This window comes from Tateyamaria sp. syn59, from assembly GCF_007995245.1.
Taxonomy (GTDB): domain Bacteria; phylum Pseudomonadota; class Alphaproteobacteria; order Rhodobacterales; family Rhodobacteraceae; genus Tateyamaria.
This window is the reverse complement of record NZ_VCBA01000043.1, coordinates 1-6,715: the sequence shown is the minus strand read 5'-3', so window position 1 is coordinate 6,715 and position 6,715 is coordinate 1. Positions and strand designations below refer to the sequence as shown.

7 protein-coding genes and 1 pseudogene are annotated in these 6,715 nt (G+C 55.0%); 4 read left to right on the top strand and 4 right to left on the bottom strand.

All coding sequences use genetic code 11. The features are described 5' to 3' along the window. On the top strand, positions 1 to 997 hold a 997-nt coding region (locus tag FD715_RS22255), incomplete at its 5' end, for a relaxase/mobilization nuclease domain-containing protein (protein ID WP_147115436.1). Between the two features lie 308 nt (positions 998 to 1,305). Here the strand turns inward: FD715_RS22255 and FD715_RS22250 are convergent. Together FD715_RS22250 and FD715_RS22245 are read right to left on the bottom strand one after the other, a co-directional pair. Further along, complete coding sequence (locus tag FD715_RS22250) at positions 1,306 to 1,737, bottom strand: hypothetical protein (protein ID WP_147115433.1); 432 nt, start codon at positions 1,735 to 1,737, stop codon at positions 1,306 to 1,308. A 101-nt stretch (positions 1,738 to 1,838) separates the two neighbouring features. Then, positions 1,839 to 2,897 (bottom strand): replication initiation protein, encoded by a 1,059-nt coding sequence (locus FD715_RS22245; RefSeq protein ID WP_189799618.1) that lies wholly within the window; start codon positions 2,895 to 2,897, stop codon positions 1,839 to 1,841. Between the two features lie 622 nt (positions 2,898 to 3,519). On the opposite strand from FD715_RS22245, the gene FD715_RS22240 reads away from it, so the two are divergent. Continuing rightward, positions 3,520 to 3,750 carry a hypothetical protein gene (locus tag FD715_RS22240; protein WP_147115427.1) on the top strand — a complete coding sequence of 77 codons (231 nt, stop codon included), beginning with the start codon at positions 3,520 to 3,522 and terminating at the stop codon, positions 3,748 to 3,750. Positions 3,751 to 3,830: 80 nt separating this feature from the next. Here the strand turns inward: FD715_RS22240 and FD715_RS22235 are convergent, their stop codons facing one another. Both FD715_RS22235 and FD715_RS22230 read right to left on the bottom strand, forming a co-directional pair. Beyond that, positions 3,831 to 4,442 carry a hypothetical protein gene (locus tag FD715_RS22235; RefSeq protein WP_147115424.1) on the bottom strand — a complete coding sequence of 204 codons (612 nt, stop codon included), beginning with the start codon at positions 4,440 to 4,442 and terminating at the stop codon, positions 3,831 to 3,833. Beyond that, positions 4,432 to 5,838, bottom strand: a complete 1,407-nt coding sequence (locus FD715_RS22230; protein WP_189799617.1) for a type IV secretory system conjugative DNA transfer family protein — start codon at positions 5,836 to 5,838, stop codon at positions 4,432 to 4,434. The genes FD715_RS22235 and FD715_RS22230 overlap by 11 nt, the downstream gene beginning before the upstream one ends. Before the next feature lie 241 nt (positions 5,839 to 6,079). Between FD715_RS22230 and mobC the strand changes: the two genes are divergently transcribed. Both mobC and FD715_RS22220 read left to right on the top strand, forming a co-directional pair. Then, positions 6,080 to 6,445, top strand: coding sequence for a plasmid mobilization relaxosome protein MobC (mobC, locus tag FD715_RS22225; protein WP_147115418.1), 366 nt, complete (start codon positions 6,080 to 6,082; stop codon positions 6,443 to 6,445). Beyond that, positions 6,408 to 6,715: pseudogene (locus FD715_RS22220) on the top strand (hypothetical protein); the annotation flags it as partial. The gene mobC and the pseudogene FD715_RS22220, both read left to right, overlap by 38 nt.

Below are 6,715 nucleotides of genomic sequence, written 5' to 3'. Positions count from 1 at the left end.
GAAACGTCTGGGCGTCTCCGATCGTCAGGCCGTTATCATCGGTCACAACGACACTGATCACCGCCATGTGCATATCATGGTCAACCGCGTTTGCCCGATCACGGGCAAGGCGGCGACCATGAGCAACGACCAGTTGAAGCTATCCGACTGGGCGCATGACTACCGCGAGAAGCGCGGTGAGCTGCATTTCTGCCCTGCCCGCGATGAAAACCGCAAAAAGCGCAAAGATGGATTCCACAAGGATCAATCCATGTCGCCGCAGGAGTGGCGGGCGTGGAAGAAGTCCCAAACCAAAGATATTTGGGACAGCTTCCGCGCGGATCGTGCCAAGGCCAAGGACAGCCGCAAAGGCCAATACGATGCCCTCTGGGATCGCAGAGAGGCCATGTTTGCCGAGCGGCGGGAAGAGATTAAGGCCGTGTTCAAGCCACGATGGCGCGACCTGTTCAAACAGCAACGTACCGACCTGAAGAACTTCGACGCGGGATTTTTCGACCGTCTCGGGTTCGCTTTGTCCAGGAGCAAGCGAAACAAAATCGTTGGCACGCTCCTGGCTCTGACGAATGACGGCGAGCTACGCGCCGAGTTCATCCGACAGCAAGAGCAGGCCAAGAAACAGCTAGGCAACGAACACAAGGCGCGTGTGCGGGACGCATCCCGCCAAATCCATCGGCTTTGGCAGATCGACCGTGACGACCTCAAGGCCATGCACGCCGAGCAGGATCAACGCGCCTATGAGGCCACCAAGGCCAAATCCGCCGAAATCTGGCAAGAGCCTGCCCCCGAACAATCGAAGCCTGATTTTGAGAAGAATGCCGACCGCCGCGACAAGGCGAAGAAGCCAAAGCGGCGCAGTTTCGAGGCGTTCTTTGGTGGTGATGAAAAAGCCATCACCAAAGCCCGCGAAACCCAGAAGAAGGAACGCGCGAAAAACCGCAAGCGCAACCGAACCCGCAAGCGTGATCGAGACGATGGCGGGCGCGAGTTTGATATGTAATTTGGGGAATTGTCCTTTGATATGTTACACTTAGACCAACAAAAGGGTTTACGTGAACAAGGACAATCAAGGCGGGTGCTGTGGGCATCCTCAAACATGTGCAGGATCAACAGCAACAGGCCGATGCAAAGCCCGTGAGGACTTCGAACGCGCCCAGAAATCAAAGCCGAAACGGCGCAGTTTCGAGGCGTTCTTTGGTGGTGATGAAAAGGCCATCGCCGAGGCGCGAGCCATCCAAGCCCAACAGCGACAGCGCAACAAGCGGCGCACACGCACCAACGATCACGACTTTTGCCGTACCCGCTAGGCTATCCCGTCACAAGTGCCTTGAGGTGTTCCCACCGAGATGGTTTGCCCCCCTGCCCTCTCTGATCCGTCAAAACCGCCATGGCGGTGCGCATATCTTCGATATGTTTGGACAGGTTTTCACGCTCTCTCTCGCGTTCCATATCCGTGCGCTCAACTTCACGGCGCAAGGCTTTAACTTCCGCCTCTAACTCTGCGATTTTTATGCGGTTTTCACTGGTGTTCTCGTCAGTGTCGCGCGGTGTTTGGGGCGGTGTTGACACTAGGTCACTGGTGTTCAGATCGTAGAATCGGGAAAGCTCTGATTCCTCAATCTCCCAATGCCCGCGCGCGTTCTTCGATCCTGATAACCTGCCTTCATCAAGGTCTTTTTTAATGGTCTTTTTGGTTTTGCGGGCGACCTTTTCCGCCTTGTTTAGTGATAGTTTTGCCATGGTGTTTGCCTGTGGTGTTGCTCGGTGTTTCGCACTGGTGTTCCCCCAGTGTCTCAACCCAGTGTGCCACATTCGCACAACCTGTCAAAGAGGGCAGGGGGCTAGCGACCTAGCGACTGTTTGTATTTCTCTTTGGTGAAACCCATGAACGCGCCGCCGAGGTTTTTGAAATCCTCTTTGCCCTTGGCTTCCCAATACGCCCAGAATTGACGCTCTATCTCCGCCATATCGAGGCTGTGGCGGGTTTCTTTGTCCGCACGGGCAATCATGGCCGAGGTGAGTTCAGGGCGTCCCTTGGCCTTCAAATCGGCCAGACGTTGCTTGCTCGCCTTGGCCGACCGAATATCGCGCTCCTGACCTTTGCGGCCATCCGTTTTGGTCAGTTTGAACACGATTTCATGATAGAACCGCCCTTTGCGGATCGGCGTGTAATCGATGGAAAATCCTGCCCCAAGGGGATCAGCGTTGATTTGATCGATGGCAGGCTTGAGAACCCATTGCCGAAACGCCTTCCACTCTGGATAGCTGTCCTCTGGGACTTTGAGCCATCGGCGCAATTCTTCGATGGTGACGCGGCATTCACCGTCGCGACGGTTGGCGAAGCCTTCCAAGATTTCATAGAGCGTCACGGCATATTTGCCCGACAGCTTCATCAGGAAATGCACCCGCAGACGAGCGAAGCGCATGGGATGTTTCAAGATAGGGATCAGGGGCGGCGGGAAGCCATATTTCAGGCGACCCGTAGAGCGGGCGGATTTATGATACTGGGCGTAGAACAGGGAGGACACGCCTTGCACCCGTTCATCGCCGAGCGTGTATTCCCATTCGACAGTGGTTTCAGCCAAGTTCTTGGCACTCTGCCACGTCCATTTCACCCCGTGATCGCCGCCAAGATCACGGCATAGCTGATCGATCTGGGCGACGGAAATTTCGTGCATGGGCTGTTCGCCCAGTTCTTCAAAGGCATGATGCAGAAGGAGCGCAAACAGCTTCCGATCCTTCTCGTTATGTGGGCCTTTGACGTTGACGATCACCACCTGCAACGGCACGGGAACGGTAGCGGGATCATCCGCCGATACCGTCCAAGTCTTGCCTGTTGCCTGTATGCCGCCGAGTTCGCTCTCATCAAAGAGCGTCGGGGCGGTGTTGTCGTTGCTCATCGAATCGATGGAAGCACATTCGCAAGGCATAGGAAAGCGATTTCCTCATCTATACCTTAAGGGGGACAAGATGCGCTGAATCTCTATACCTGAATGAATGTGGATCGTTTGCTGAATCTCTATACCTGAACGCTGAATCTCTATACCTGAACAGCCGATTTTGCTGAATCTCTATACCCTAATGGCGCTAAATATCTGATTCATTTCAGGAATTTAGGGGGGAACACCTTATAGAACACATAGAACAACACAACAGAGTTGTGGATAAGGCTTCACCCTTCGGGTTTGCCTAAAAGGAATCCGCTTCGCGGATGCTCTGGCGCGATAACCGCCCTTACAGGGCGGCGCGCCTTGGTTCGCTCTTGCTCACCTCTGGTCAGGCGGTACGTGCCAAGAGGCCATCGGGAACGCAGTCGCAGATTGATGCCTGATCCATGCTAGAACCCCCATCAAGGCAACCTGCTACGCAGGGGCTTCGCCGCCTTGACGGAGAACCTATCACGGCTCTTTTCGGCATCAGCGACAGCGACCCGACGGTCAGGCACTTAAACCACAGACAGAGCTATGCCCCTTGGGAATACCTTCCTAAGGTTTCACGGTTGAAATCTTGCTATGACAGGGGATGAGCAAACAAATCGTACTTAAACCGACACGAGATCGTGGGATATATCATGGTCACGATGAAATCCCAGAAAGTGCCATCATCAAAGGCATGTCATTCGGGGAAACCACAATGCACGCGGAGCTTACAGACTACGCGCAGATGCTCAACATGAGCTATGGCGAAACCGTCAAATACTTTGAAAGTAAGATTGGCAAACCAATCATCCGAGATATTACCAGCCCTGCATAGACGGAAGGCCGACCGCGTGACAACGAAGAGAGGGAGGCCAGACGCGCGAGCATCGCGAGAGGTATTCTATCGGGGGTGGATCACCATTCCCAATGCGGGTTAAATTCGTCCCAGATTTCCCGCAGTTCATCGACCATATCTTGATCGCCATCCTTGGGTGAAACAGTCCTATTACGGTAGTTTTGGCGGATTTCAGGCTCATAAGGTTGAGCAATCCGCCGCGCCAAATCCATGATCATATTCAGGCGTGTTTGCACCGTCAGGACGCTATCATGCGAACCGTGGCTATGACCAACAAGCACACGTTCGCCCATGGCAGGGTTAAATCCTGCAATCGTCCATGAGGCGCGTTCCTGCCCTGCAACCTGTTTTGTTTGGTTGATATTCGTCTGGATTTTGATGCTTTCCCGACCGCTCCATTGCTGTTCTGAAACGGTCTCAAACAAGCCCAGATCAAGGAAACAGTGCCGAGTATCGCCAATGGTCAATGCCCCGTTGAACACGCAAAATGAGGCCATGTAATCGTTCATAACAGTGTCGAAACTGCCGTCCGCCAAGCCAAAGCCACGCTTGAGCAGACCCGATTTTTTGTATTCATCATAGGGAAGCGAATAGAGCAGATTCAGCGTCAGGCCGTTCTGTTCGGTTTTCTCGAAACGGGACGTTGCCCGCATAGACGCATCAACTGCCAATTTTGCTTACCTCCTCATGGGTCAATCTTTGAATGTACGCAGGGGCTTGCCCTGCAAACAAGATAATCTGTCTCTGGGTATCACGCGCCGCAAATTGCGCAATTTCAAAGGGGGCGAGCAACGGCACGCCCTTTGAATTTTCGCGCTCTGTCAGGCCACCGCCACCGACATTGGACGGCGTGGCAAAAGTGGGCTGTGTTTCCATGATTTGCAGGTTGCCGAGCGACCGCGAAATATACTCAAGCGTCGTCGCATCGGTGTTCCCAAAGGCTTGAATCACGCCTGCATTGCCAATGAAGGTTTCCCAAGAATCCCTGTAGAGCGATTTCAACTGCGACAGGTCTTGCAGGATCGACCATAGCTTGACCTGATAGCCTGCCATCAAGCCCGCCGCGGCCTCGATCTGGCGCATGTAACCGAGTTGCGGGAATTCCTCTAACACGAACAGCACAGGGGCATCCTTGCCCAACTGGTGCGGCTCGTTTTCGAGGGTGGCGAGCGCAAGCGTCAGGATCGTGCGCAACCACCTGAAATGCGTTCCCATCCGTGACGCAGGCAACACGAGATAGATCGTCGTGGGCTTTTGCTTCAAGATCCGCAACGAGGGCAGGGGGCGCAGATCCTCGCCCGCCAAATGCGTTTGCATAGGCTCTGAATCGAGAAAGGCCGTTTGTTCGACCGCCGTTGAGATGATCGAACCCTTTTCGCCCTTGGGCTTCCCTTTCATGGTGTTGCCGACGCCCGCTAGAACGCCGCTGAAAGCCTCTGTGTTGCCCATGAGCGCGAAAAGGGTGTCTAACCCTACCTCATCGTCCTCATCGTCCTCATCGTCGCCCTGTGGGGCTGTAATCCACTCTCTCACATCGACAAGCGACGCGGTTTGCCCGTGGTTCAAATCGCGGTGCAACGCCCAGAGGATGAAACCGCGCAACAGGTTCTTTGCCGAGAGCGTCCAGTGATCCGACTTTGCGTCTTTGTCTGGCACGATCAGGGCATCCGCGATCAGGGCGGCATTGTCGATCATGTCGTCAGGCTTGCCCGCTTTGATTTCGCTCAATGGGTCGTAAGTCGCCCGCCATTTTTGGGCGGCGCCTTTCACCTCATTGAACGGATCGAGAATGTAGACATCCTGCCCCATGGCGGCACGTCTGGCGGCGGTTTCCGTCGCCAGTTCGCCTTTGGGATCGATCACCAAAGCCGACGAAGGCCATAGAGCTAAGTTCGGCTTGAGGCATGTTGACGACTTCCCCGCACGAGAGCCGGCGACGGTGACGATATGGCGATCCTCTGGATTGCCGGCATCGTCAATCGCGCCGATGTACCGCCCGTCATCGTCACGGCCGAGCAGGATGGACCCCTGTTGATATTCGCGCGTTGATAGCTGTTCGCGCGTCATCCACTTGGCTTCTGGGGCAGTACTTCGCCGTTGTCGTTCTGTGCCTCTGGGTAGCTTCATGGTGGGTCATCCGTTTGCAAAAAAAGCGGTTAAGTTTCCATTTAGATTTATACGTTAGAATTTAGAGTAGCGAGATATGTTTATAGTTCCTATAAACCGCAGAAACCAACGGTTTCAAGCGTCTCGTTAGGGGGTCTTGCGCCACCCCCTAAAACCCAGCTTTGGGAGAAAGGACACGAGCATGGCACGACCGAAAATCGATCCCGCCAAGAAGCGCACGGAATCCGTGCGCGTGTCCCTCTCCCCTGTTGAGCTTGCGAAGCTCAACGCCAAGGCCGAGGCAGGCGAAACAAACGTCACCGCGTTTGTCCGTGCCGCCGCCCTTGGCAAGTCCGTCACCGTGCAACAATCGACCGCGCCCGATTTTGCCACCCGTGACGAACTGCGCCGCATCGGTGTCAATCTGAACCAGATTGCCAAGGCGATGAATGCGCAAAGAACCGTCGCCCCTTCTGAGCTTTTGGCAGTCTGCGCGAAGCTCGATAGCCTCTTTGACCAATGGCTGAACCATGATCCCAAGAGTCGCCAAAGCAGGCCGCAGTTTTAAGGGCGCGGCGCTCTACTATCTGCACGACAAAGGGGCTTTGTCGGCGGATCGTGTCGCATTCACCGAAACGCTGAATTTGCCGACCGACCGCGCAGATATTGGCATCGCCCACATGATCGACACCGCCAGCCATGCCGACCAGTTGAAACGGGCGGCAGGGATCAAAGGCGGGCGACCATTGCAAACGCCTGTCTACTGCTATTCGCTTGCTTGGCATCCATCCGAGAACCCCACGCAGGCCGAGCAGATCGCGGCGGCGCATGAGACGTT